The organism is Gemmatimonadaceae bacterium (assembly GCA_036504815.1).
GTDB lineage: Bacteria > Gemmatimonadota > Gemmatimonadetes > Gemmatimonadales > Gemmatimonadaceae > PNKL01.
The window spans coordinates 47,740-70,444 of the sequence record DASXUN010000012.1 but is presented as its reverse complement, the minus strand read 5'-3'; the positions used below and the strand labels follow the sequence as shown (position 1 = coordinate 70,444).

Here is a 22,705-nt window from a genome sequence, read left to right as displayed (position 1 = left end):
TGCGGCGGGCGGGTCAATCATCGCCAAGCGGCAGCAGGAGCTCGGACGCGATCCATCCCTGCCGCCGGCCATCGAGACGCACGTGCGCCCACGCGCCAAGCCGTTCCACCACCACCGCGACCTCGCCGGTGAGCGGTGCGGGTCCCTGGTCGGCGCCGAGCGCGGGAATCGTGCGCAGTGGCTCGGGCCGGACGACGACGGCGAGATCGGCGGCGCGCTGCACCTGGTCGAGCACGACCGCGCCGGCGAGCACCGCCACGCTGACGACCACCAGCCAGAGACTGCGCCGCGCGATGGCACGCCCGGACCACGCGCGCCGCGCGAGCAACCACCAGCCGACGCCCCACAGCACCGCGAAGAGGAGCGGCGGCAACTGCACCGGGACCGGCGGCACGCGCGCCGCGCCGCGATCCTGCACCGCGCGCACCAGCGCGAGGCGGTTGCGCAACTCGAGGTCGAGCGGCGACCGTCGCAGCGCGCGCTGCCACCCCTGCACCGCGCGCGCCGTGTCGGCGGCCATCCACGCCGCGGTGCCGACGTTGGCCCAGACGTCGGGATGGTCGGCCCGCAGGCGCGCGACATCGAGGAAGTGCCGTTCGGCCCGTTCGAAGTCGCGTCCGGAGTACGCGGTCTGCCCCTGGGCCCAACTGCGCTCGACGGTGTCACCCTGGCGGGCCAGCAGCGGCGCCGCGGCGCCGAGGGCCAGCAGGGCGATCACGCCGAGCGCCGCGCGCGACTGGGCGCGGCGCCCGCGTCCGCGCCGTGCTTCACCGTCGACCGCAGCGACCAGGGCCACCAGCGCCGAGGCGCTCGGTGCGCGCATCGACGTGGCGGCGCCGAACGTCGACATGTCGAGCTGGCGAAGCGCGAGGTCCAGTCGGGCGGCGGTGTCACCCGTCACTCCTTCGTGGCGGAGATCATTGACGAGTGTGCCGTTGGCCAGCGCGAGTCCCACGTCGAGACCAAGCCGCTCGCGCAGGGCGTCATGCGTGAGGCGGCGCAGCACGTCCGGTGCGGAGGATGCGGTGCCGGCGGCGTCCTTGAGCTGGCGCGCCTTGCTCGGCGCGGGGCGCGGCCGGCGCCGCCGGTGACGGAACGCGCCGATCGCGGCGGGCCACGGAGCGAGCGCCATGAGCGCCACGAACCAGGGCGAGCGCAACCAGGAGAAACCGGCGGCCGGTCCCATCGCGGAACGTATCGTGAGGTCGGTGGGCGCCGGCGGTGCGTAGGTGAACGGCGCGGCGGCGCTGGTGGTCGAATCGGCGGCGACGGTGTCGCCTTCGCCGACGGCCACGGTGACGGCCGGACTGAAGGCGAGCTCGAAGCGCCGCGCGGTCGGATTGAAATAGGCGAAGCGCTGCGACGGGATCACCCGGCGTCCCGGCTGGCGCGGGGTGATGAGCCAGTCGAACTCCTTGGCGCCGCGCAGCGTCGTCGGCGTGGAGTCGAGCTCCACGCGCTCGTCAGCGGCGACCACCGAGGCCCACGCGATGGTGAGGCGCGGACGAGGCAACAGCGTCACGTTGCCGCGTCCCTCGATGCGCATGGTCACGACGATTGGATTGCCCACGCGCCCGGAGGAGGAATCGACGCGCAGCCGCGCGCGCCACTCCCCCACGGCCCCCGCCCAGTCCTCCGGCCGGCCCGCCGTGGGAACCGGCAGCACGACGAGCGAGAGCGCCTCGCTGCGCATGGCGTGCGATTCTTCCCGGCTGAAGAACGACGCGCTCTGCGGCAAGGCGTAGGTCAGCTTCGCCGGCGGCACGTCGTAGCGCCCGGGCGACAGCGCGAAGAAGGCGCGCTGAAAGACGTGCACTTCATACGACCGACCGTCCACGGTGCCAACCAGCGGCGACTTCGCTTCGGGGAGGTCGTAGACGAGCAGCGATCGCGTTTCGGGCGGAACGAACTCGGGATTGCGGCGCAGGCGCTGCCGCACCGTCTGGTTGAGGAAGACACCGATCTGGTACGTGGACTGCTGCCCCACGTACACCGTGTCGGGAATGAGGATCGCGTGGAAGTTGACGTCGCGCGCCGGGTCGAGGCGCGAGCGCGTGACGACCGGGGGATACTGGGCCGGCGCAGCCACGGGCACGAGCGACAGCAAGACCAGGCACGCCAGCGCCCTCCGCCCCGCGGTGCAGCGTACAGGGAGCAGGGTGTGGTGCGGGGCGATGGGGAGGATTTTCACCAGTCCTTTCCTCCCGGGGGGCGGTCGCGCTGCGGCGAACGGCGGCGGCGCGTCTGCGTGTCGCGTTCGTCGCGGGCGGCGGCGTCGAGCAGCTGCTGCGCCTGCTGTTCGGACATTCCCGAGGGATCGCGCGGCTGCTGCGGCAACGACAGCTCGTCCTCGCGCGCGCCGCCGCCCCCCGCCCGCAGCGGCGGCGTCTTCCTCAGGCGCAGTGCCAGCTCGTAGTTCCAGCGCGCATCCGCATCCTTCGGCCTCGCGAGCAGGAGCGTGCGGAAGGCCGCCAGCGCGCCGCGGACCGACGCGGAGCGTTCCTCCGCCTCCGCGCGCCGGGCGCGGAGCAACTGGGCGAGTCCCAGGTTGTAGAGCGCGCGGTCGCGCAGCGCGGGAGCGGCACCGAAGCTGGCCCGTTCGAGCGCGTCGATGGCCGCGTCGAGCGAGTCGGCGGCGAGCAGCACCGTGCCGAAGTTGTAGAGCGTGCGCGGCGTGCGGTCGCCGCGATTGATCGCGTCCCGATAGCTGCGCACCGACTCGAGGGTGCGCCCTTCCCTGAACTCCTGCAGCGCGCGATCGCCGGCCCCCTGCGCGCGCGCCGCACCGGGCGCCGCGACGGCGACGCCAGCCACCATCGCAGCGCCGAACCGCCGGCGCAGGCGCAGCGGGAGCCACCGCACCGGGAGCCGTCCGCCGTCGGAATGCCAGGCATCGAAGAGCAGCAGGAGGACGGCCACGGCGAGCAGCCATTGGTACCGCGCGGGCATCGCGAGCCCTGCTTCCGAGGCGCGGCGTCGCGCCTCGAGTGACGACAGGGCGCGCGCGATGCGCGTTCCCTTGTCATTGACGCCGGCGGGAATGAACTCGCCGTCGGCGACGCGCGCCACCTCGGCGAGTGTCTCGGGTGCATACCGCGTGATGACGATGTCGCCACGCTCGTCGCGCTTCGCTTCCACGCCGCTCGGTCCGCGCACCGGAATCGACGTGCCACCCTCCGTCCCGAAGCCGACCGTGACGAGGCGCACATTCTCCTTTCGCGCGCGCTGGGCCGCGCGAATCGCGTCCGCGCGATCGTCGAACCCTTCGCCGTCGGTCAGGAGCACGATGGCCTTCCCCGCACCGCCCTGCGCCGCGGCCAGCAGGTCGAGGCCGCCCGTGATGGCCGGCGCGAGCGCCGTCCCCGGCTGGCCCACGATGGACGGGTCGAGGTTGTCGAGGAAGAGTTCGAGCGCGCCGTCATCGGCCGTGAGCGGCGACAGCACATACGCCCGGCCGGCGAAGGCGATGAGCGCCACCCGGTCGCCCGGCGAGGCGGCGCGGAAGCGGCGCACTTCCTGTTTCATGCGCTCGAGGCGCGTCGGCCGCTCATCGTCGGCGAGCATCGAGAGCGAGGCGTCCATCGCGAGCACCACGTCGCCCCCGCGCGTGCGAATGACTTCGCGCGACGTCCCCCATCGCGGGCCGGCGAACGCAATGGAGGTGAGCACCGCGGCCGTCCCCAGCCGGATGGCGCGGCGCAGCCCGGCGGCCGACCGGGCCGAGGGGGCGAGCCGTCGCAACGCCGCGTCGCTGCCGAGCGCTGCGAGCCGCTCGGCGCGCCGGCGCTGCCACAGCCAGGCCGCTGTCGCTCCCAGCACGGCGACGAGTAGCGAGAAGGCGAGCAGGACGGGGCGCTCCCACGCGATCATGGCAGCGGACCCCGCCACGCGAGCAATGCCAACTCGAGCACGAGCGCGGCGAGCGCGAGCCCGAGCGGATAGACGTACAGTTCGTTGTACCGCACGTAGCGCGAGGCGCGCACCGGCACGCGCTCCAGCTGGTCGATCTGCTCGTAGATGCGCTGCAGCGCGGCGCCGTCGCGCGCCCGGAAGTAGCGGCCCGACGTCCCCCGCGCGATGTCGGTCAGCAGCGGTTCGTCGATTTCGACCTTGCGGTTCTCATAGCGCAGGCCGAAGACCCCGCGTCCCACCGGCACCGGCGCCATGCCCTCGCTGCCGACGCCGATGGTGTAAATGCGAATGCCGAGCGAGGCCGCCGCCTGCGCGGCCGTGCGCGGATCGATGGCGCCGCGGTTGTTGACGCCGTCGGTCAGCAGGATCATCACCTTCGAGCGCCCCGGCGCGTCGCGCAGCCGATTCGCCGCCGTGGCGATGGCGGTGCCGATGGCCGTGCCGTCTTCCAGCTGGCCCGACTGCAGATTGTCGACGGCCGCGAGCACCACCGGATAGTCGATGGTGAGCGGGACCTGCGTGAGGGCCTCACCGGAGAATGACACGAGCCCGATCGCGTCGGAGGAACGCGCGAGCACGAACTGCTTGATCTTCTCCTTGGCCACCTCCAGGCGATTCTGCGGCTGGAAGTCCTCGGCGAGCATCGAGCTCGAGAGGTCGACCACCAGCATGATGCTGATGCCTTCACCCGTCACCTGCTCCGTGCGCGCCCCCGTGCGCGGGCGCGCGAGGGCCACCGTGCCGGCGACCAGCGCGGTGACCCGCAGGATGAGCAGGGCGCGCGCGGCCCAGCGTCCGCGACCGGGACCCGCCTGCAGCACATCCACCCGCGAGAAGAGAATCGCGTCGGGACGCCGGCGGCGGCGCCACCGCAGCCAGAGCAGCAGGAACGGGAGGAGCAGCAGCCACCACGGCGACGCCAGCTCCCAGCCGCGCAGCATCGCCATCATGCGCCCCTCCGACGGCCGCGCGGCCCCTTCCCCTTGTCGGCGGCGGCGAGGCGCGCTTCGTACGCGGTCTGCACGTCGCGCACCACGCCGCGCGCCGCGCGCGCGACCAGCGCCACGCGCGCGGCGTCGGCGGGCTCGCCCGCGAATTTCACGCCGTCCGCCGCCTGCAGCACCGCCGCCACCTCCTCGGGGAGGATCGGCAGGTGATGGGCCGCGAGCGCCTGCACGTACTCGGGCGTCGTCAATCCCTCGGTCGCCTGCGGGAAGCGCCGCGTGAGATACGCCCGCGTCACCTCCGCGTACGCGAGGATGGCGCGTCCCGGCTCGCCCGCGTCCGGCAGCGCCTGCGCATCGACGGCCGCGAAGTCCGCCTGCGCCTCCACGAAGGCATCGGTGGGCGGCGCCGGCGCGCGTCGGCGCCGCAGCGCACGCCGCAGCATCCAGGCAATGGCGAGCGCGCCCAGGGCGCCGAGCCCCCAGCGCCACCACTGCGGCGGCGGCTCGAACGGGGCGCGCGCCGCGCGCGGCACCAGCGCGGCCGTGTCGGCGGGGAGCATCGTCGTGACTTCGATGTGGACCGGTCCGACCGGCACGGATTCCACGCCGCGCGTCAGTTCCCACCGCACGTCGCCGAGCGGCACCACCCGGCGTCCCGATTCCCACGCGATGAAGCGGTACGACGCCGTGCGATCGAAGACGGTGCTCGTGGAGTGATCCTCGAGGGCGCGCGGATCGACCGCCTCGATCGCCCCCGCCGAGTCGGGCACGTCGGGGAAGCGAATGACCGTGCCCGCCGGCGCCTGCACCCGGATGCGCACCGTGAACGGCTCGCCCACCGCCACGGTGGTGGGACGCACATCCACGCCGATGACCGGGCGCGGGCTCGCGCCCTGCAGCGCGAGCGCGACCGCGACGGCGAACCCGGCGATCATCGGCGCGCCCGCCGGCGCGCCCGCGTCTCGCGCGTCGCGAAGAAGCGCATCAGCGCGTCCACGTAGCCCGACTCGGTGTGCACGCGCACCTCATCGATGGCGAGCCGGCGAAAGCGGCCCGTCCGCTCGGCCTGCTCGACCGTGAGCGCCTCCGCGTAGGCGCGCCGCACGGCCGCGTCGCTGGTGTCCACCTCGAGGTACGCCCCCGTTTCCGGATCAACCAGTCGCGCCACGCCCAGCGACGGCAGCGTGCGCTCGCCCGGATCGTCGAGCACCACGCCCACCACATCGTGCCGCTGGCGCAGCCGTCGCAGCGCGCGCTCGGGATTCGGCGCGACCCAGTCGGAGATCACGAAGACGATCGCGTGGTGCGAGAGCAGGCGCGCCGCGTGGTCGAGCGCGCCCGCCAGATCGGTGGTGCGCTGGCGCGCCGGCCAGGCGAGGACGTCGCGCACGAGGCGCAGCGCGTGGCGGCGTCCCTTGCGCGGCGGCACCACATGCTCGATGCCATCGGAAAAGAGCACCATCCCCACGCGGTCGTTGTTGCGGGTGGCCGTCAGCGCGAGCACCGCCGCGAGTTCCGCCGCGAGCGCGCGCTTGTCACGGTCGGCCGTGCCGAATCGCGCGGAGCCCGAACAGTCCACGAGCAGCAGCACGGTGAGCTCGCGTTCCTCGACGTAGCGCTTCACGAAGAGGCGGCGCATGCGCGCCGAGACATTCCAGTCGATGGTCCGCACCTCGTCGCCGGTCTGGTACTCGCGCACCTCGGCGAACTCCATCCCCTGCCCCTTGAACACCGAGTGGTATTCGCCGGCGAAATGCGAGTTCACGAGCCCGCGCGTGCGGAGCTCGATGCGCTTCACCTGGCGCAGGATCTCGGGCGGGACGCTCAGGGTGCCGTCGTCCGTCCCGTGCGCGGTCGCCCGGGCGGGCACGGCGGCGGTCACGGCGCGGGAACGGCGTCGAGGATGCGGGCGATCACCTCGTCCGGGGCCACGCTCTCCGCCTCGGCCTCGTACGTGAGCAGCACGCGGTGCCGCAGCACGTCCGGGGCAAGCGCCTTCACGTCGTCCGGCGAGACGTAGTCGCGGCCGCGCAGGTAGGCGTGGGCGCGCGACGCCTGCGCGAGCGCGATGGTGGCGCGCGGTGAGGCACCGAATTCGATCAGCGGCTGCAGCGCCGCGAGGCCGGCGTCGGCCGGCACCCGCGTGGCGTGCACGAGGTCGACGATGTAGTCCACCAGCCGTTCGTCGAGGCGGAGGCTGGCGATCTCGTGCCGGGTGGCGAGGATCTGCGCCGGCGTGGCCACGTCGTTCACCGGAATGGCGTCGCCCGACGCCATGCGCCGCATGATCTCCTTCTCCTCGTCGCGCGTGGGGTAGTCGACGCGCAGCTTGAGCATGAAGCGGTCCACCTGCGCCTCGGGGAGCGGATAGGTCCCTTCCTGCTCGATCGGGTTCTGGGTGGCGAGCACGAGGAACGGCTCCTCGAGCAGGAACGACTGCCCGCCGATGGTCACCTGCTTCTCCTGCATCGCCTCCAGCAGCGCCGCCTGCACCTTGGCCGGGGCGCGGTTGATCTCGTCGGCGAGCACGATGTTGGCGAAGATCGGACCCGGCTTCACCGAGAACGTGGAGGTGCCCTGGTCGAAGACCTGCGTGCCGACGACATCGGCCGGGAGCAGGTCGGGGGTGAACTGGATGCGGCTGAACGTCGTGCTGATGGCTTCGGCCAGCGTGCGCACCGTGAGCGTCTTGGCGAGCCCGGGGACGCCCTCGAGCAGGACATGTCCGCCGGTGAGGATCGCGATGAGCAACCGGTCGATCATCGCGTCCTGACCGACGACGCGCTTGGCGACTTCGGTGGAAATGGCGCGGGCAAGAGAAGATGGCACGGAAGGCTCAGAGTGGGGTGAGAGCGATGGCGGAGGGCGGATGGCAGATGGCGGGGCGCGCAGCGACGGCGCGCGGCCAGCGTCGTATTACCCCGCAGGCGCGTCGTGGGTCTGTCCCAGCGTCGCGATGACGCCGAGTTCCCGGGCGGTCAGCGCACGCGAGGCCCCCGGCGGGAGCGAGCCCAGCTTGACCGGACCGAACTGCGTGCGCACCAGGCGCCGCACCTCGAGCGCGAGCGCTTCGCAGAGACGTCGCACTTCGCGATTGCGCCCCTCGCGAATGGTGAGCGCGATCTGCCACTGGCCGTCGGGACCCTGCATGGCCTCGACCGCCACCGGGCGCACGAAGCCGTCGTCGAGCGTCACGCCGCGGCGCGCCTCGCGCACGGCCGTGGCGACGTCGCCGCGCACGGTGACCAGGTACGTGCGCTCGATCTCGCTCGACGGATGCGTCAGGCGATGCGCCGCCTCGCCATCGGTGGTCAGGAGGAGCACGCCCTCGGTGAGGTAATCGAGCCGGCCCACGTAGGTGAGGCCCGGAACGTCCGGCACCAATTCAAAGACGGTGCGGCGGTCCGTGCCATCGGGGCGCGAGGTGAGCACCCCGGCCGGCTTGTGCAGCACGAGCCAGGTGGGACGCTCGGGCCGGGCGAGCGTCTTCCCGTCGACGGTGATGACATCCTGTGCGGGGTCGACGCTCTGTCCGGTGCGGGCCACCGCGCCGTTCACCCGCACGCGGCCGGCCGCGACGAGCTCTTCCGCCTTGCGGCGCGACGCGATTCCGGCGCGGGCGAGCGCCCGATGAATGCGCATCGCGCCGTCGGTCACGAGACCTCTTGGTGATGGATGACCTGTTCGAGCGTCTCGGGCTCGCGCGCGCGCAGGGCGACGGCCAGCTCGTCGGTGCGCGGCAGCTCCTCGAGGTGACGGAGCGCGAACTGTTCCAGGAAGGCGTCGGTGGTGCCGTACATCAGCGGGCGTCCCAGGGCCTCCGAACGGCCGACGACATCGATGAGGCCGCGCTCGTGCAGCGACTTGAGCACACTCCCCACGTCGACGCCGCGGATCTCCTCGATCTCGGCGCGACCGATGGGCTGCCGGTAGGCGACGATGGCGAGCGTCTCGAGCGCCGCCGGCGAGAGCCGCCGCGGACGCAGGGCCATCTGCGCGCGCTCGATGGCCTCGGTGTATTCCGGCCGGGTCAGGATCTGCCAGCCACCGCCGGCGTCCACCAGTTCCACGGCATGCCCGTCCACGTCGTAGTGCTCGCGCAGTTCGTCGAGCGCGGCCTGCACGGCCGCCGGCGACGCCTCGGCGTCGAGCGCGGCCAACTCTTCGGTGGGTATGGGGCGCGGGCTCGCGAAGAGCGCGGCCTCAAGCAGCTTCGCCAGCGAATTCACGGCGGATCTCCACGGAGGCAAAAGGTCGGGGCTGGTTCAGGCGCAGTTCACCGCGCCGGGCGAGCTCCAGCAGGGCCAGCAGGCCCGAGAGCACCTCCCACGGCTCGGCCCCCGGCGGCACCACGTCGCGGAAGCGGGCAACCGCCCGCAGCGCAATGACCGCACGGACGACGGCGATGAAGCCGTCCACATCGATGGGGCGCGAAATGACATCGTGCACGTCCGGCTGCTGCGCGTGGCGCAGCACCCGATCCACCGCCGCGAGCAGCTCGCCCAGCGAGAGCGACAGCGGGGCCTGCACGACGGGCGAGAGCGTTGAGGGAACGTACGATCGCGCAAAACGGTTCCGCCGGTCCTCCCCGAGGCGCTCGAGCACGTCCACCACTTCCCGCATCTGCTGGTACTCGAGCAGGCGCCGCACCAGCTCGGCGCGCGGATCCTCCCACGCCTCCTCGCCGTCGGGGCGCGGCAGCAGCATCTGCGCCTTGATGCGCAGCAGCCGTGCCGCCATCTCGAGGTAGTCGGCCGCCTCGTCGAGCTTCAGCGAATGCATGCGCACGATGAACTGCTGGCAGATGCGCGCCACGGGAATGTCGTAGATGTCCACCTTCTCGTCGCGAATGAGCGAGAGCAGGAGGTCGAGCGGACCGCTGTAATGCGGGAGGTCCACGACGAAGCCCGTCTCGCTCGCGGCCGGCGGCGCGTGCGCGGGGCCGGACATCGGGAGTGCGGAGGAATCGGACGTCACGTCGTCCATGGGGTCAGCAGGATGTAAGGAGTCACCGCGTCCACGGCGAGCCGGTCCAGCCAGAGGGCCGGCGCCATCCAGGCGCGCAGCACCGGGCCGCCGAACATCAGGAGCAGCATCAGGATGAGAAAACCGAAACGCGCCACGCGCTGATAGTGCCACGCCCAGCGCAGCGGCAGGAAGTGCTTGACGACATGCGACCCGTCGAGCGGCGGGAGCGGCATCAGGTTGAAGACGGCGAGCAGCAGGTTGATGAAGATCCCCAGCCGGAACATCACCTGCACGAGCGACAGCGTGTCGCTCGCCACCGGCACGGCGCGCCCGAGCAGGCCGAGCCCGATGATGGCCGGCACCAGCAGCAGCGCGATGGCGAGATTCGTGACGATGCCGGCCAGCGAGACGATGATGTCCCCGCTGCGATAGTTGCGGTAGTTGCGCGGATCGACCGGCACGGGCTTGGCGCCGCCGAGCGCCATGCCGGTGGTGTAGAACATGACCGCGGGAAGGATGACCGTCATCCAGGGATCGATGTGCCGCAGCGGGTTCCAGCTCAGGCGGCCCAGCAGCTTCGCGGTGTCGTCCCCCTGCTTGTGGGCGGCGTACCCATGCGCGTACTCATGCGCGACCATCGCGAAGAGCAACACCGGCGCACCGAGGAGGAGCTGAATGGCCTTGGGGGTCACGCGGTCGTCGCCGGGGGGAAGAAGAGGCCCATCGCGGGCAGTCGGACTCTAAAGTATTGGGGCGGAGCGAGGGACGGTAGATGACGGGAGACGATTGAGGATAGGGAATCCGGATTTGGATTAAGGATTCCGATTCAGGACCGCGATTCGCGATGGCATCGTGCGGGCCGGGCGAATCGCGAGTCGTCGTCCCCTCTCGCAGTCCGCGTTCCAACTCCGGATTCTTCATCCTAACTTGCTGTCAACTTCCTGTTGCACCTTGACTTGGCACTCCTGAGCGTCCATTTTTCTATGCTTGGCGCAAATGTCGCGCCCTGAACCATTACGGAGAGTCCCAAGAGTGCCAAGAATCGCGTCCGCCAAGAAGAACATGCGCAAGGCCCGCGCGGCTACCGTGCGCAACCGTGCGCAGCGTGCCGCCCTGCGGACTGCCCTGAAGAAGGCCAAGACGGCCGCCGCCACGCCCGCCGAGAAGAAGGCCGCCGTCCAGCTCGTCGACCGCGCCGCCCGCAAGGGCCTCGTGCACAAGAACGCGGCCGCGCGGCATAAGAGTCAGATTGCGAAGAAAGCGTAGCGTTCTTCAGAGAGACAACAGAGAGACAACAGAGAAGCAACAGAGAAACAACAGAGGGGGCGACGAATTGTCGCCCCCTCGGCCGTTCCCCTATCCCACGAAGGTCTGTCTGTTGTTTCTCTGTTGTCTCTCTGTTGTCTCTCTGTTGTTTCTCTCAGAAGGCCGCTAACTCCCCCCCGCACCGCTCGCAGTACCACTCGGTGGGATAGTTGAGCGTGCCGCACTCCTGGCAGCGCAGCGACTTGACCGCCTCGCTGGTTCGCGGCGTCGGACGACCGAAGAAGCTCTCGCGCGGCGGCGTCATCTCCTGGCTCACCCGCGGTTCCGGAACGGGATCCGGAAATGGCGTCGGCGGTTCGGGTAGTGCGTAAGGATTGGGCTCGGGGGGCGTCGGCGCCGCCGCGCGACCAGCCGGCGCCGATGGTTCCGGTTCGTCACGCTTCGGGGCGGGCGTCGGCCGCTTGGGTTCTGGGATCGGCCGCTTGGACTCTGGCGTCGGCCGCTTGCTCACCAGCGCCGGTTCGGCGGGGTGACGTGCCCCCGCCGGCGTCGGGCGCCCGACCACCGCCTTCAGGAAGGCCAACTCGTCGAAACTGGGCGCGAGTGGCTGCGTCGGCTCGACCGGCGCGATGCTCGCTGGCGCACTGGGTGCCGTGACCGCCTGCTCGTGAATGGGGATGGACGGCGCGGCTGGCAGCTCGGGTTCGACGCCCGACTGCGCGCCCGGCGCCGACATCGGTGCGTCCGGCTCGAACTCCGGCGCGGCGGCCGCATCCGTCAATTCCGCGGACGGTTCGGCGGACGCGGGCTCCTCGTCCATGGCGGTCGCCGCCGTGCGCACGCCGCTCACGTCATCTAGGACGTCGCGCAACTTGTGCAACTCGTCGCGCAGGGTGTCACGCTCCGCGGTTGCGGCGTTCAGGTCATCGTCCAGCCTCGCGCGCCGCTTTTCCCACTCGCGCTCGCCGTATTCGCCCACCGAGAAGCGCAGTTCGGCTTCGGCCCGTTCGTCCTGCTTGCGGGCGAGCACTTCTTCCTTGTCCGTGAGACGCGCGGCGACGTCCGCCGCCGCCGCCTGTACCGAGTCGGAGGCGGCCACCAGCTTGGCCTGCACCTTGTCGAGCTTGGCCGTGTAGTCGTCGTGCACCTTCTGGAAGACGGCAGGCGGCGTGCTGTCACGACGCGCCACCAGCGCGGACAGCCAGTCCGTGACCTTGCGTCGCTCGGCCAGCAGCTTGGTGACCGTCTCCACCGTGTCGCGATCAGGGGTGCTCATCCGGGTTACCTCATATCGTGGCGTGACGCCATGCGCAAAGCATCGAGCGCGGCGAGCGCGTCGTCCGGCAGGGACCGCACCGGGCCGAGGGCGCGGGCGGCCCACAGGATGCGGGCGCCATTTTCCAGGCTTTCCATGCGCTGGTGCGCCTGCGTCAATGTGGGAGCCACCGTCAGCGCCCCGTGATGCGCCATCAGGAACGCGTCGTGTGACGTCCAGAACGGATCGAAGACATCGGCGGCCGCCTCGGTGCTCGGCGTTCCGTAGGGAACGAGGGCCACCGGCCCTACCCCGTAACGAACCTCGGCGAGCGAACTCGTGTCGATGGACTCGCCCGCCAGCGTGAAGGCGGTGGCCATGGGCGGATGGGCGTGGACGACGGCGCGCACGTCGGCGCGCCGCGCGTAGGCGCGCAGATGCACGGCCAACTCGGAAGTCGGGCGCCGGGCGCCGTGGCGCACGGTGCCGTCCAGGCCGAGTTCCACGAGATCCTCCGGGCAAAGGTCCACTTTCGAGAGCCCCGCCGGCGTCACCAACACTGAATCATCGCCAACCCGGACGGAGACATTCCCGTCCTGGCCCGCGATGAGTCCGCGTTCGTAGAGGCGGCGGCAGACGGTGCAAATCATCTGCCGGACCTCCTCGGTCCGGTGCGTGGTGACTACCCCATCCTGTTATGGACGATTTGACCGCCCACGAGGGTACATCCGACGCGGCCGTGGAGGATCCGCCCGCCGTACGGGGTGTTGCGCCCCTTGGTGAGGAAGGCGGCGGGATCAACGGTCCAGGCCTGGTCGGGATCGAAGACGGTGATGTCGGCGGCCGAGCCGCGGCGGAGTGACCCGCCGGGGAGGTTGAAAAGCCGGGCCGGGGCGCAGGACATGCGCTCGATGAGCGTGGCCAGCGAGATGATCTTCGACTTCACGAGCCACGTCACGTTGACGGCGAGCGCGGTCTCGAGCCCGATGATGCCGTTGGGGGCGTCGCTGAACTCGCGCTGCTTGTCGTCGTTGTGGTGCGGCGCGTGATCCGTCGCGATGACGTCGATGGTGCCGTCCTTCACCGCCTGCTGCACCGCCTCCACGTCGGCGGCCGTGCGCAGCGGCGGGTTCATCTTGGCGTTCGTGTTGTAGTTCTCCACCATCGCGTCGGTGAGCGACAGGTGGTGCGGGCAGGCCTCGGCGGTCACCGAGATCCCCCGCTCCTTGCCCCAGCGGATCAACTCCACCGAGCCCTTGGTGCTCATGTGGCACAGGTGCACGTGCCCGCCGGTGAGCCGCGCCAGCAGGATGTCGCGGATGGCCATGATCTCCTCGGCCTCCGCGGGAATTCCCTTGAGCCCGAGCCGGGCCGAGACGAAGCCCTCGTGCATCGCGCCGCCCGCAGCGAGCGTCGGCTCTTCGCAGTGATCGGCCACCGGGATGCCGAAGGTGCGCGCATACTCGAGCGCCGTGCGCATCAGCTGGGCGCTGACCACCGGCTTGCCGTCATCGCTGACGGCGACGGCGCCGGCGTGCACCATCTCGCCGAACTCGGCCAGGCGCTCGCCCTGCTGGCCGATGGAGATCGCGCCGATCGGGTAGACGCGCGCCGCGCCGGCCGCGCGTCCCTGCTTGAGCACGAAGCCGACGGCCGCCTGGTTGTCGGTCACGGGATCGGTGTTCGGCATCGCGCAGACGGCGGTGAAGCCGCCGGCCGCGGCGGCGCGCGCCCCCGTGAGAATGGTCTCGACGTCTTCCCGCCCCGGCTCGCGCAGGTGGCAGTGCACGTCGATGAAGCCCGGCGAGACCACCTGCCCGGCGCAGTCGATCACCTCGGCGCCGTCGGGGACGCCGATGGTGCCGCCGAAGACCTCCACCTTGCCGTCACGGATGAGGAGGTCGCCGACGCCATCCAGCTGGCACGACGGGTCGAGGAGTCGCCCGCCCCTGAGCAGTACGTCACGAAGTTCGGTCATCAGCGATCGCCGCCCTTGGCGGCCTCGGCTAGCGCCGGCGCGTTGCCGGCAAGGAGATAGAGCACGGCCATGCGCACGGCCACGCCGTTGGTTACCTGGTCGAGAATCACGGAGTGCGGACCGTCCGCCACCTCGCTGTCGAGCTCCACGCCGCGGTTGATCGGCCCCGGATGCATGATCACGATTTCGCGCGGCGCGCGGTCCAGCCGTTCGCGCGAGATGCCGAAGACGCGGTTGTACTCGCGCAGCGACGGAATGTAGCCCGCCGTCATCCGCTCGAGCTGAAGGCGCAGCACGTTGAGCGCGTCGGCCCATTCGATGGCCTGTTCGACGCGATCGAAGACCTGCACGCCGAACTCGCCGATCGCCGGGGGGAGCAGCGAGCGCGGGCCGCAGACCGCGACCTCCGCCCCGAGCTTCGTGAGCCCCCAGATGTTGGAGCGGGCGACCCGCGAGTGCAGCACGTCGCCCACGATGCAGACGCGCCGCCCCTTCAGCGAGCCGAAGCGACGGCGGAGCGTGAGCAGGTCGAGCAGCCCCTGCGTGGGGTGCTCGTGCATGCCGTCGCCGGCGTTGATGACATTGCTCTCGATGCGCTCGGCCAGGAACTGCGCCGCGCCCGAGGACGCATGGCGAATGACCACCATGTCGATCTTCATCGCCTCGAGGTTCTTGGCGGTGTCCACGAGCGTCTCGCCCTTGGTCACCGAACTGGCGGCGGTGGCGACATTCACCGTGTCGGCCGACAGGCGCTTCTCGGCGAACTCGAACGAGATGCGCGTGCGGGTGGACGCCTCGAAGAACAGGTTCACCACCGTGGCGCCGCGCAGCGTCGGCACCTTCTTGATGGCGCGCTCGCTGATTTCGCGAAGCGGTTCGGCGGTGTCCAGAATGAGCGTGATCTGCTCGGCGGACAAATGCTCGAGCCCGAGCAGGTCCTTGCCGAGCGGAGTGCTCATGTTCCCTCCCCGGCGATGACCATGGTGACTTCGTCGCGGCCGTCGAGCTCCGTGACGCAGACGTCGACCCGGCCGCCGCGGGGGACGTCGATGACGCGGCCCACCACGTCGGCGTGGATGGGGAGCTCGCGCCCGCCACGATCCACGAGCACGGCGAGCATGATGCGCGCGGGGCGGCCGAAGTCGGCGAGCTCGTCGAGCGCGGCGCGAATGGTGCGCCCGGTGTACAGCACGTCGTCCACGATGCAGACCGTCATGCCGTCGATGTCACACGGGATTTCCGTCTTGCCGACGATCGGGCGCGGCCCGACCGTCTGCAGGTCATCGCGGTAGAGCGTGATGTCGAGGGCGCCGCGCGGCACGCTCGCCCCCTCGCGCTCCGCGATCACCCGCGCCACGCGGTCCGCCAGCTGGACGCCGCGGCGCTGGATGCCGACCAGCACCAGGGAATCGGTGCCGTCCGCCCGCTCGACAATTTCGTCCGCCATGCGCGCCACGGTGCGCTCGAGCGCACGGGCGTTGAGGACGGTCGTGGGAGCGGTGGCCATTCGCCCGGTAATATGCGACCGGGACGGGGCGTTGGACAACCGGCGCCAACGAAAAACCCCCCGCAAGTTGCAGGGGGCGGGGCGGCCTCTGGTCGGCGCGTCAGGCGGCGCGACGCGGGGAGGCCGGGAGGCGCGAGGACTCCGGACGGGCGAGATAGACCTTCTCGCGCCCCGGCCCTACGGCATCACGACGGAGCGGAAACGGAATCCACCCGATGATCGTGCCCCGGTCATCGCACAGGCAGAGATAGGAACCGCCGGTTGTCATCAGCATTCTGGCTTCCACTGGGGGGTCCTCCATCAGGCGGTCCGGCCGGCACGTCGCCACCGGAGGGGGGTCACTTTCTCTGACACTCAGCATGAGGAAAAGGTTTGCCGTCGGCGTCACGCGGCGGTAACGTGCGGGTACCGCGCCGGTACCATCCGACCCTCCCGTGCTCTCCATCCGTCCCCGCTCACTGAAGACGCTGCTGGACCGCGTCTCGATTCTCGCCTTCGTGCTGCTGGCCGGCAGCGTCCTGGCGGGGGCGCTCGTCGTGCGCGACACGTTCCGCAGCCTGGAAGAAAGCCTGGCGGAGCGCGTCGCGGTCTGGGTGCGCTCGACGTTCGCGGAGCGGTCGCGCGATGCCCGGTCGACGGCTGAGGGGCGCGCGTACAGTGAAGCCGCGATCGCCCTCGCGCTCAGGCCAACGGAGGCCGAGGCGCGGCGACGGTTCGACGTGGAACACGTGGCAGTGGTCGAGCGCCGAGACTACTCGCTGTTGGTGATCTACGATCGGTCGGGCCGCGAGGTGTTCCGCTGGACGCGCGCCGGTGTGGCGCCGCCGCCCTCGACGTTGACCCCAGCGCTGATCCAGCGGATGGACGACTCCGCGTCGTTCGGCGGCTATCTGCGCTGGGGATCCGGGATCTATCGCCTTGGCGGCGCGCAACTCCGCGCCAGCCGGGGCGCCGTCCCGCTCGGCTACGCGGTGGTCGGCGCGCCGGCGGACACGGCCTACCTGACCCGACTGCTGTCGAGCATCGCGCTGCCGATGCGGATGTCGCTTGAGCCGCCGCAATCGCCGACGCCGGCGCGGCGGCTCGCGGGCGACTCGATGGTCATCTTCGTCCCGTTGCAGGACGTGCTGGGCGCACCCCTGGCCACCGTGCGCGCGCCCGTGGACCGGCAGGCGGAGCAACGCCGATTCACGCTTGGCCTGGTGCTGCTGGCGCTCGTCCTGGCCGGCGGCGCGCTCACGTCGTGGACGGTCTGGTTCTACGGGCGTCGCCTGCTGCTCGACCCGTTGGCGCAGACCGTGCGCGACGTGGAGGCGATGCGCGACTCCCGCCAGGTGCAGGAACTTTCCCTCGACCTGCCCATCGAGGAGTGGGAGGTTCTGCGCGCCGCGTTCAACGACACCGTGCGCGCGCTCGAGGAGTTCCAGCGCCGGTATCGCGACGTCTTCGACCAGAACCCCGATCCGCTCTTCCTCATCGCGCGGGACACGCTGCAGGTGATCGACGCCAACCCGGCGACGGCGATGCTCACCGGAATGCCGGCTTCCGAGATGCTCGGTCGCGTGCTCCCCGCCGCCCTGCTGCCGGGGAGCGCCCGGCAGCAGGTCGTCCGCTGGCGTCGCCCCGACGGCGCCTCGCTAACATGGAGCGTCTCGTTGCGAGACATCGCGCTCCCCGGCGCCGCGTGGACGCTCGCCTCGTACCGCGACCTCACCGGACGGGAGGCCCTCGCGCACACGCAGAAGATGGAGGCGGTCGGACTGCTGGCCGGCGGCATCGCGCACGACTTCAACAACCTGTTGGGCGCCGTGCTGACCGGCATCACCGCCGCGCGCGCACTGACCGCCGCCGGACATCCCGCCCATGCGGCGCTCGACGGCATCGAGCACGCGGGCACGCGCGCCGCCGAGCTCACGCGGCAGCTGCTGAGCTTCAGCCGCCACGACCCGTTGCGCGTGGCGCCGGTGGAGATCGGACGTGCCGCCGAGACCGTTCGGGCCATCTGCGCGCGCACCTTCCACCGACAGATTGCGATCGAGGTCAAGGCCGACGCGGACGTGCCGCCGGTGCTCGGCGATGCCGGCGAGATCGAACAGGCCCTGCTCAACCTGTGCATCAACGCGCGCGATGCGATGCCGAGCGGCGGAACACTGGAGATCGCGGTGCGCCGTCGCGTGATCGGTGTCGGCGAGATGTCCGAGGCCGGCGTGCTGACGGCCGGCACGTATGTGGAACTCGTCGTGAGCGACACCGGGACGGGGATGACCGAGGACGTGAAGTCGCGGATCTTCGAGCCGTTCTTCACGACGAAGGAGCCCGGCAAGGGGACCGGGCTCGGATTGCCCATCGCCTACGGCCTGGTGCGCCAACTCGGCGGCGCCATCTCGGTGCAGAGCCAGCTCGGCGAAGGGACGCGCGTGCAGCTGCTCCTCCCCGCCCTTGCCGAGCGCGACCGTCGTCCCGTCACGCCACCGCGACCGTTTCTCGCGGCGACCGACTTCTCGCGCGACGCGACGCGGCGCCGGCCGGCGGCGAACGGCGACCGGCCGACGGTGCTGCTGGTGGACGATGAGACGACGCTGCGCGAGATGCTGCGCATCGTGCTCGACCTTTCCGGCTACACGGTGGTCGAGGCGGCCGACGGCTCACAGGCGCTCGACCTGTACGAGACGCACCGCGCGCGGGTGTGCGTGGTGCTGCTGGACGTGCAGCTCCCCGGCACCGTGAGCGGCGTCGAGACCCTCGAGCGCCTGCGCGCCCGCGACGCCGCCCTGCCGGTGCTGCTCTGCACCGGCTTCGTGCGCGAGGACGAAATGGCGCGCCTCCGCATGCTCGGCGTGCACGATGTGCTGCTCAAGCCGCTCGACCTGCGCGCGCTCATCGATCAGCTGGACGCGATCTGCCATCCGGCCGGCGCGGCCGGCGCGGCCAGCCAGGCCTGAACCATGTGCGGCCGCTTCGCGCTCTCGAAGAGCGATCGCATTGACTGGGCGCAGTTCGGCGTGCGCCGCGGGCCGGCGCTGCCGCCGCACTGGAACCTCGGGCCGGGACGCGAGATTGCGGCGGTGCGCGATGCCGGAAACGGTCCGGAGGTCGCGATGCTGCGCTGGGGCCTTGTGCCATTTTGGGCGAAGGATCCAAGCATCGGCAATCGGCTGAGCAACGCGCGCAGCGAATCGGTCGCCGACAAGCCCGCATTTCGCGCCGCCGTCCGGCAGCGGCGCTGCCTGATCCTCGCCGACGGCTTCTACGAGTGGCAAGTGGTGGCCGGCAGCACGCGCAAGCAGCCGTGGTTCGTGCGGCGCGCCGACGAGCGCGTGTTTGCGCTGGCCGGGCTCTGGGAGCGGTGGATCCCGGCTAAAGGCACGGGCACGGGCACGGGCGCGGGCTCAGACTCCGCCCTCGAGACCTGCGCTGTTCTCACCACCGAGCCGAACGAGTTACTGCGAACCATCCACTCGCGCATGCCGGTGATCATCGGCGCCGAGGACTACGCCGAATGGCTCGCGCCCAACACGCCGTCGGCGCGGGTCAGCGCGTTGATGGCGGCGTGGGATCCCGCGGCGTGGATCGCGCACCGCGTGAGCATGCACGTGAACGCCGTCGCCAACGACGACGCGGCGTGCGTCACGCCGCTCGGGAGCGACGGTGCGTCGCGCTAGGGCCGCTTGGGCGGACGGGCACTCTCGGCCACGTCGCGCCCGTAGAGCGCGGCGTTGAAGACCACACGGAAGGTGCCGATGGTCTGCCCACGCCACTGCGGCCGGAATCCGATCAGCACCACGTGCCCGCGCTCATGCCTCACATCGAGCGCGGCGGCCGCCCCCGACAGGTGCTTCGCGCCGAGCAGATAGCCGGACAGCAGCGGCGATCCTTCCTTGGCGTAGCGCGCGAGCACCGCGCCGTCGAAGCCTTCGGTTGGCGTAAAGGCAGGACCCCGGTCGAAGAAGATCCGGGCGCGTTCGGGCATGCCCGCCATCACGGGCTGACCCGCGTCGGCAACGACCTCGAGAATGGAGCCGCTCGCGAAGAAGTCCTTGGATGACAGGCCCTGCACCACGTTCCTGACGGGCAGGTGCAGCTGGTCGATGGCAAACGGCGCGCTCTGGTTGATGGCCACCATGGTGCCCCCGCCCCGCACGAAGGCATCGAGCGCGCGGACGCCCAGGTCGCCGAGCCCGCCTTCGATGCTCGGTGGCACTCGTCCCTTGCCGAAGCCATCGCGCAGCGTCCGCCCCTGGTCCGACGCGAAGAGGATCACGTCGAAGCGCTGGCCGAGGTCGCCGGCCTGGACGTCGGCGTTGCCGATGATGGTGTACTTGAACTCGAACTGGTCGAGCAGCCACTCCGTCCACCCTTCGTCCATGCTTGGCGCGAGCGACTTGTAGAGCGCGATGCGGCCGCGCACCGGTGCGCCCGCCGCGGTGGGACCGGCGCGGCGCTCGGCGCGCAACGAGAGTTCGTTGGCCCACGATTCGAGTTTCGCCGGTGCTACGCCGGCGATCACGTAGCGACCCGCCTCCGCGTGCACGGTGCCGCCATCGGCCAGCGCGCGATTGATGAGGCGGAAGGCATCGTTCTGCGCGGGGTCAACCGCGAGCGCCGCGCCAGTGCCCGTAATCCGGGCAGGCGGCGGCACGATGCCCGCCGCCATCGCGTTGGTGGTGAACGGCGCGTCGGCCAGCGCGGCGTCGGCCGCCTTGCCCTGCACCGGCTGCAGGGCCGCGCGGAACTCCGCGGAGAGCGGGACGCGCGCCTCGGCGACCCGCACATCGGTGAGGAATGGCAGCGTCCATCCCGCGGCGTCGTATGGCGGCTCGGGAGCCCCGCCCTCGCTCTCGCGCAGGTCGGGATAGACCTGCACGTCGAAGAGTTGCCGCACCAGTTCCGCGTACTCCTGGTCCATGGCGATGACCCAGGTTCCCTTCGCATAGCGCACGCCGGCGTGCGCGGCGTCGCGCGTCAGTTCACCGACGCGCACGCCAAGGAAGGCGAGGCGCCGGAGCAGCGCGGCGGCGGCGGCCGGGTCACGCTGCGCCTGCGGCACGAGGTACGCGTACGGCGGCTCCTTCGCGTAGCGCGCGATGGCGTTGCGGCCCGCCTGATAGCGATTCCAGAGGAGGTCCTCGCGGTACTTGGCGGCGTAGTCGAGCGTCGCGATGGACGCGGTTTCCATGTAGTCGACGGCGTCGCGCAGGCGCCACCAGCCGCCCGGCCACGGGCTCGCGTACAGCGACTGCGGACGCAGGTCGCGATACTCCGCCGGGAAGTCGTCGACCGTATAGAACTTGGGCGTCGCGTAGTTGTAGAGCGCCGTCTCCGTCCAGTAGGAGACGATGTTCTGGAGCATCGGCATGTAGTCGATGTAGCCCGGATACCAGGCGTCGAAGCCCTGCCCCATGTGCGTGGCGCCCACCTTGCCCTCGGTTTCGAGCGCCTGCGCGATGGTCATGCCGATGGTGTTCACCTCGCGCGACATCAGGCCCGCGACGCGCGGCGCGATGGGCTCGGCGAAGGGCGGCAGCCAGATGCGCGTGGGAAACGGCGCGGTCTGGTGCTGCACGTAGATGACCTGCGGCTCCCAGTGACGCCACGTGCGCGCCACGACGCGCGACTCGACGACGTTGAGCATGTACGCGTCGCGGTTGTTGTCGTGGCCGATGTACTTCTGGTAGAGCTCGTCGAGCGGGGCGATCTCGTACGGCGTGCCGACATTCCGCCGGTACCAGTTCACGACGATGTCCTGCCCGTCCGGGTTGAGCGACGGCCAGAGCAGCAGCACGGTGTTGTCGAGGATGGCCTTCGTGCGCGCGTCGTTGCGCGACAGCAGGTCGTAGGCCAGCTGGATGGTGTGCTGCGAGCCGGCGATCTCCGAGGCGTGGAGCCCCCCGCTGATGTCGACGAACGCCTTCCCGTCCTTGGCCAGCGCGCGGGCCTGCGCATCGGTGAGCCCGGCCGGATGCGCCAGCCTCTGGGCGATGGCACGCAATGCCTCGAGATTGGCCAGGTTCTCCGGCGACGAGATGATCGCGAGCGTCCAGTCGCGGCCCTGCGACGTCTTGCCGACGGTCAGCAGCTTGATGTGATCGCTGGCCGCCGCGAGCTGCCGGAAGTAGCGGATGGACTCGTCGTACGTGGCGAGCTTGAAGTCGGCGCCGACGGCGAAGCCAAGCGCGGACTCTGGCGTCGGGACCGGCCGCGATTGCGCGCGCGCCGCGCCGACGGGCGACATCAGGCCGACAAGGAGAACGCTGCTCAGAAGCCTCGCGGCGCGTCGGACGGCGGTCATGCGGATCTCCCGGACGGGTGGGACAGCGCGCGGTCGCGAGCGAGGTCGTGGACCGGCCACGCAATTTCCTTCGGCGCGCCGATTTCCGCCAATGGGTCCGGAAAGTACGAAGCCCCGCGTCGGTGGCGACGCGGGGACGAGGAGGGGACGAGGAGGAGGTAGAGAAACTGCGAAACGGACAGGGTGGGATTCGAACCCACGGTACGCTTTTGACGTACACACACTTTCCAGGCGTGCGCCTTAAACCACTCGGCCACCTGTCCGAGAAACAGAAAAACAACAGAGAGACAACAGAGAAACAACAGAAAGACAACAGACGCCGCAGCGCCAACGACAACGCGCCGGTGCGTGCGGGCACCGACGCGTTGGGCGTCACGCAGGAGCGGACAGGGTGAGATTCGAACTCACGATACCGTTGCCGGTATGCCGGTTTTCGAGACCGGTGCCTTCAACCACTCGGCCACCTGTCCAAACGAGTCTTGAAAATTATCCGAACGACGACGGTGGGTCAACGGGCTCGTGCTGGAAAGTTGGACCGGACGACGATTGAGGATGGGGAATCCGGAACGGAATAGAGGATCGC

20 protein-coding genes and 2 tRNA genes are annotated in these 22,705 nt (G+C 70.7%); 3 read left to right on the top strand and 19 right to left on the bottom strand.

Annotation, left to right across the window (positions count from 1 at the left end):
* Window positions 1-13: 13 nt before the first annotated feature.
* The 10 genes from VGJ96_05395 to VGJ96_05350 all read right to left on the bottom strand — a co-directional run bounded on the left by VGJ96_05395 (window position 14) and on the right by VGJ96_05350 (window position 10,519).
* Window positions 14-2,191, bottom strand: coding sequence for a hypothetical protein (locus VGJ96_05395; GenBank protein ID HEY3286543.1), 2,178 nt, complete (start codon window positions 2,189-2,191; stop codon window positions 14-16).
* On the bottom strand, window positions 2,188-3,888 hold the full coding sequence (locus tag VGJ96_05390) for a VWA domain-containing protein (GenBank protein HEY3286542.1): 1,701 nt from the start codon (window positions 3,886-3,888) through the stop codon (window positions 2,188-2,190). The genes VGJ96_05395 and VGJ96_05390 overlap by 4 nt, the downstream gene beginning before the upstream one ends.
* Complete coding sequence (locus VGJ96_05385) at window positions 3,867-4,859, bottom strand: VWA domain-containing protein (GenBank protein ID HEY3286541.1); 993 nt, start codon at window positions 4,857-4,859, stop codon at window positions 3,867-3,869. Before VGJ96_05385 ends, VGJ96_05390 begins: the two co-directional genes overlap by 22 nt.
* Entirely contained in the window at window positions 4,859-5,794 is a 936-nt protein-coding gene (locus tag VGJ96_05380) for a hypothetical protein (GenBank protein ID HEY3286540.1), read from the bottom strand. Before VGJ96_05380 ends, VGJ96_05385 begins: the two co-directional genes overlap by 1 nt.
* Window positions 5,791-6,741 (bottom strand): DUF58 domain-containing protein, encoded by a 951-nt coding sequence (locus VGJ96_05375; GenBank protein ID HEY3286539.1) that lies wholly within the window; start codon window positions 6,739-6,741, stop codon window positions 5,791-5,793. Before VGJ96_05375 ends, VGJ96_05380 begins: the two co-directional genes overlap by 4 nt.
* The gene (locus VGJ96_05370) at window positions 6,738-7,688 is read right to left on the bottom strand and encodes a MoxR family ATPase (GenBank protein HEY3286538.1); all 951 of its coding nucleotides are present in this window, start codon (window positions 7,686-7,688) and stop codon (window positions 6,738-6,740) included. The genes VGJ96_05375 and VGJ96_05370 overlap by 4 nt, the downstream gene beginning before the upstream one ends.
* 87 nt (window positions 7,689-7,775) lie before the next feature.
* Window positions 7,776-8,516 (bottom strand): pseudouridine synthase, encoded by a 741-nt coding sequence (locus VGJ96_05365; protein HEY3286537.1) that lies wholly within the window; start codon window positions 8,514-8,516, stop codon window positions 7,776-7,778.
* On the bottom strand, window positions 8,513-9,088 hold the full coding sequence (gene scpB, locus VGJ96_05360; protein ID HEY3286536.1) for an SMC-Scp complex subunit ScpB: 576 nt from the start codon (window positions 9,086-9,088) through the stop codon (window positions 8,513-8,515). The genes VGJ96_05365 and scpB overlap by 4 nt, the downstream gene beginning before the upstream one ends.
* On the bottom strand, window positions 9,063-9,845 hold the full coding sequence (locus VGJ96_05355; GenBank protein ID HEY3286535.1) for a segregation/condensation protein A: 783 nt from the start codon (window positions 9,843-9,845) through the stop codon (window positions 9,063-9,065). Before VGJ96_05355 ends, scpB begins: the two co-directional genes overlap by 26 nt.
* Entirely contained in the window at window positions 9,833-10,519 is a 687-nt protein-coding gene (locus VGJ96_05350) for a site-2 protease family protein (GenBank protein ID HEY3286534.1), read from the bottom strand. Before VGJ96_05350 ends, VGJ96_05355 begins: the two co-directional genes overlap by 13 nt.
* 340 nt (window positions 10,520-10,859) lie before the next feature.
* Between VGJ96_05350 and rpsT the strand changes: the two genes are divergently transcribed.
* A complete protein-coding gene (gene rpsT / locus VGJ96_05345; protein ID HEY3286533.1) occupies window positions 10,860-11,093 on the top strand; it encodes a 30S ribosomal protein S20 in 234 nt (77 codons plus the stop codon).
* Between the two features lie 154 nt (window positions 11,094-11,247).
* Here rpsT and VGJ96_05340 read toward each other — a convergent pair whose 3' ends face one another.
* The 6 genes from VGJ96_05340 to VGJ96_05315 all read right to left on the bottom strand — a co-directional run bounded on the left by VGJ96_05340 (window position 11,248) and on the right by VGJ96_05315 (window position 16,107).
* Window positions 11,248-12,369, bottom strand: a complete 1,122-nt coding sequence (locus tag VGJ96_05340) for a hypothetical protein (GenBank protein ID HEY3286532.1) — start codon at window positions 12,367-12,369, stop codon at window positions 11,248-11,250.
* A gap of 5 nt (window positions 12,370-12,374) precedes the next feature.
* Window positions 12,375-12,998 carry a class II aldolase/adducin family protein gene (locus VGJ96_05335; GenBank protein ID HEY3286531.1) on the bottom strand — a complete coding sequence of 208 codons (624 nt, stop codon included), beginning with the start codon at window positions 12,996-12,998 and terminating at the stop codon, window positions 12,375-12,377.
* A gap of 32 nt (window positions 12,999-13,030) precedes the next feature.
* The gene (locus VGJ96_05330) at window positions 13,031-14,326 is read right to left on the bottom strand and encodes a dihydroorotase (protein ID HEY3286530.1); all 1,296 of its coding nucleotides are present in this window, start codon (window positions 14,324-14,326) and stop codon (window positions 13,031-13,033) included.
* Complete coding sequence (locus VGJ96_05325) at window positions 14,326-15,285, bottom strand: aspartate carbamoyltransferase catalytic subunit (GenBank protein ID HEY3286529.1); 960 nt, start codon at window positions 15,283-15,285, stop codon at window positions 14,326-14,328. The genes VGJ96_05330 and VGJ96_05325 overlap by 1 nt, the downstream gene beginning before the upstream one ends.
* On the bottom strand, window positions 15,282-15,833 hold the full coding sequence (gene pyrR / locus VGJ96_05320) for a bifunctional pyr operon transcriptional regulator/uracil phosphoribosyltransferase PyrR (protein HEY3286528.1): 552 nt from the start codon (window positions 15,831-15,833) through the stop codon (window positions 15,282-15,284). The genes VGJ96_05325 and pyrR overlap by 4 nt, the downstream gene beginning before the upstream one ends.
* Window positions 15,834-15,933: 100 nt before the next feature.
* Window positions 15,934-16,107: a hypothetical protein gene (locus VGJ96_05315; GenBank protein ID HEY3286527.1), complete on the bottom strand. Its 174-nt coding sequence runs from the start codon at window positions 16,105-16,107 to the stop codon at window positions 15,934-15,936.
* Between the two features lie 160 nt (window positions 16,108-16,267).
* On the opposite strand from VGJ96_05315, the gene VGJ96_05310 reads away from it, so the two are divergent.
* Together VGJ96_05310 and VGJ96_05305 are read left to right on the top strand one after the other, a co-directional pair.
* Complete coding sequence (locus VGJ96_05310) at window positions 16,268-18,775, top strand: response regulator (GenBank protein ID HEY3286526.1); 2,508 nt, start codon at window positions 16,268-16,270, stop codon at window positions 18,773-18,775.
* 3 nt (window positions 18,776-18,778) lie between these two features.
* The gene (locus tag VGJ96_05305; GenBank protein ID HEY3286525.1) at window positions 18,779-19,495 is read left to right on the top strand and encodes an SOS response-associated peptidase; all 717 of its coding nucleotides are present in this window, start codon (window positions 18,779-18,781) and stop codon (window positions 19,493-19,495) included.
* Here the strand turns inward: VGJ96_05305 and VGJ96_05300 are convergent.
* The 3 genes from VGJ96_05300 to VGJ96_05290 form a co-directional block, all read right to left on the bottom strand.
* A complete protein-coding gene (locus VGJ96_05300) occupies window positions 19,492-22,122 on the bottom strand; it encodes a M14 metallopeptidase family protein (GenBank protein ID HEY3286524.1) in 2,631 nt (876 codons plus the stop codon). The genes VGJ96_05305 and VGJ96_05300 overlap by 4 nt on opposite strands.
* A 175-nt stretch (window positions 22,123-22,297) precedes the next feature.
* Window positions 22,298-22,385: transfer RNA gene (locus VGJ96_05295), tRNA-Ser, on the bottom strand.
* Between the two features lie 120 nt (window positions 22,386-22,505).
* Window positions 22,506-22,592: transfer RNA gene (locus VGJ96_05290), tRNA-Ser, on the bottom strand.
* Window positions 22,593-22,705 lie beyond the last annotated feature (113 nt).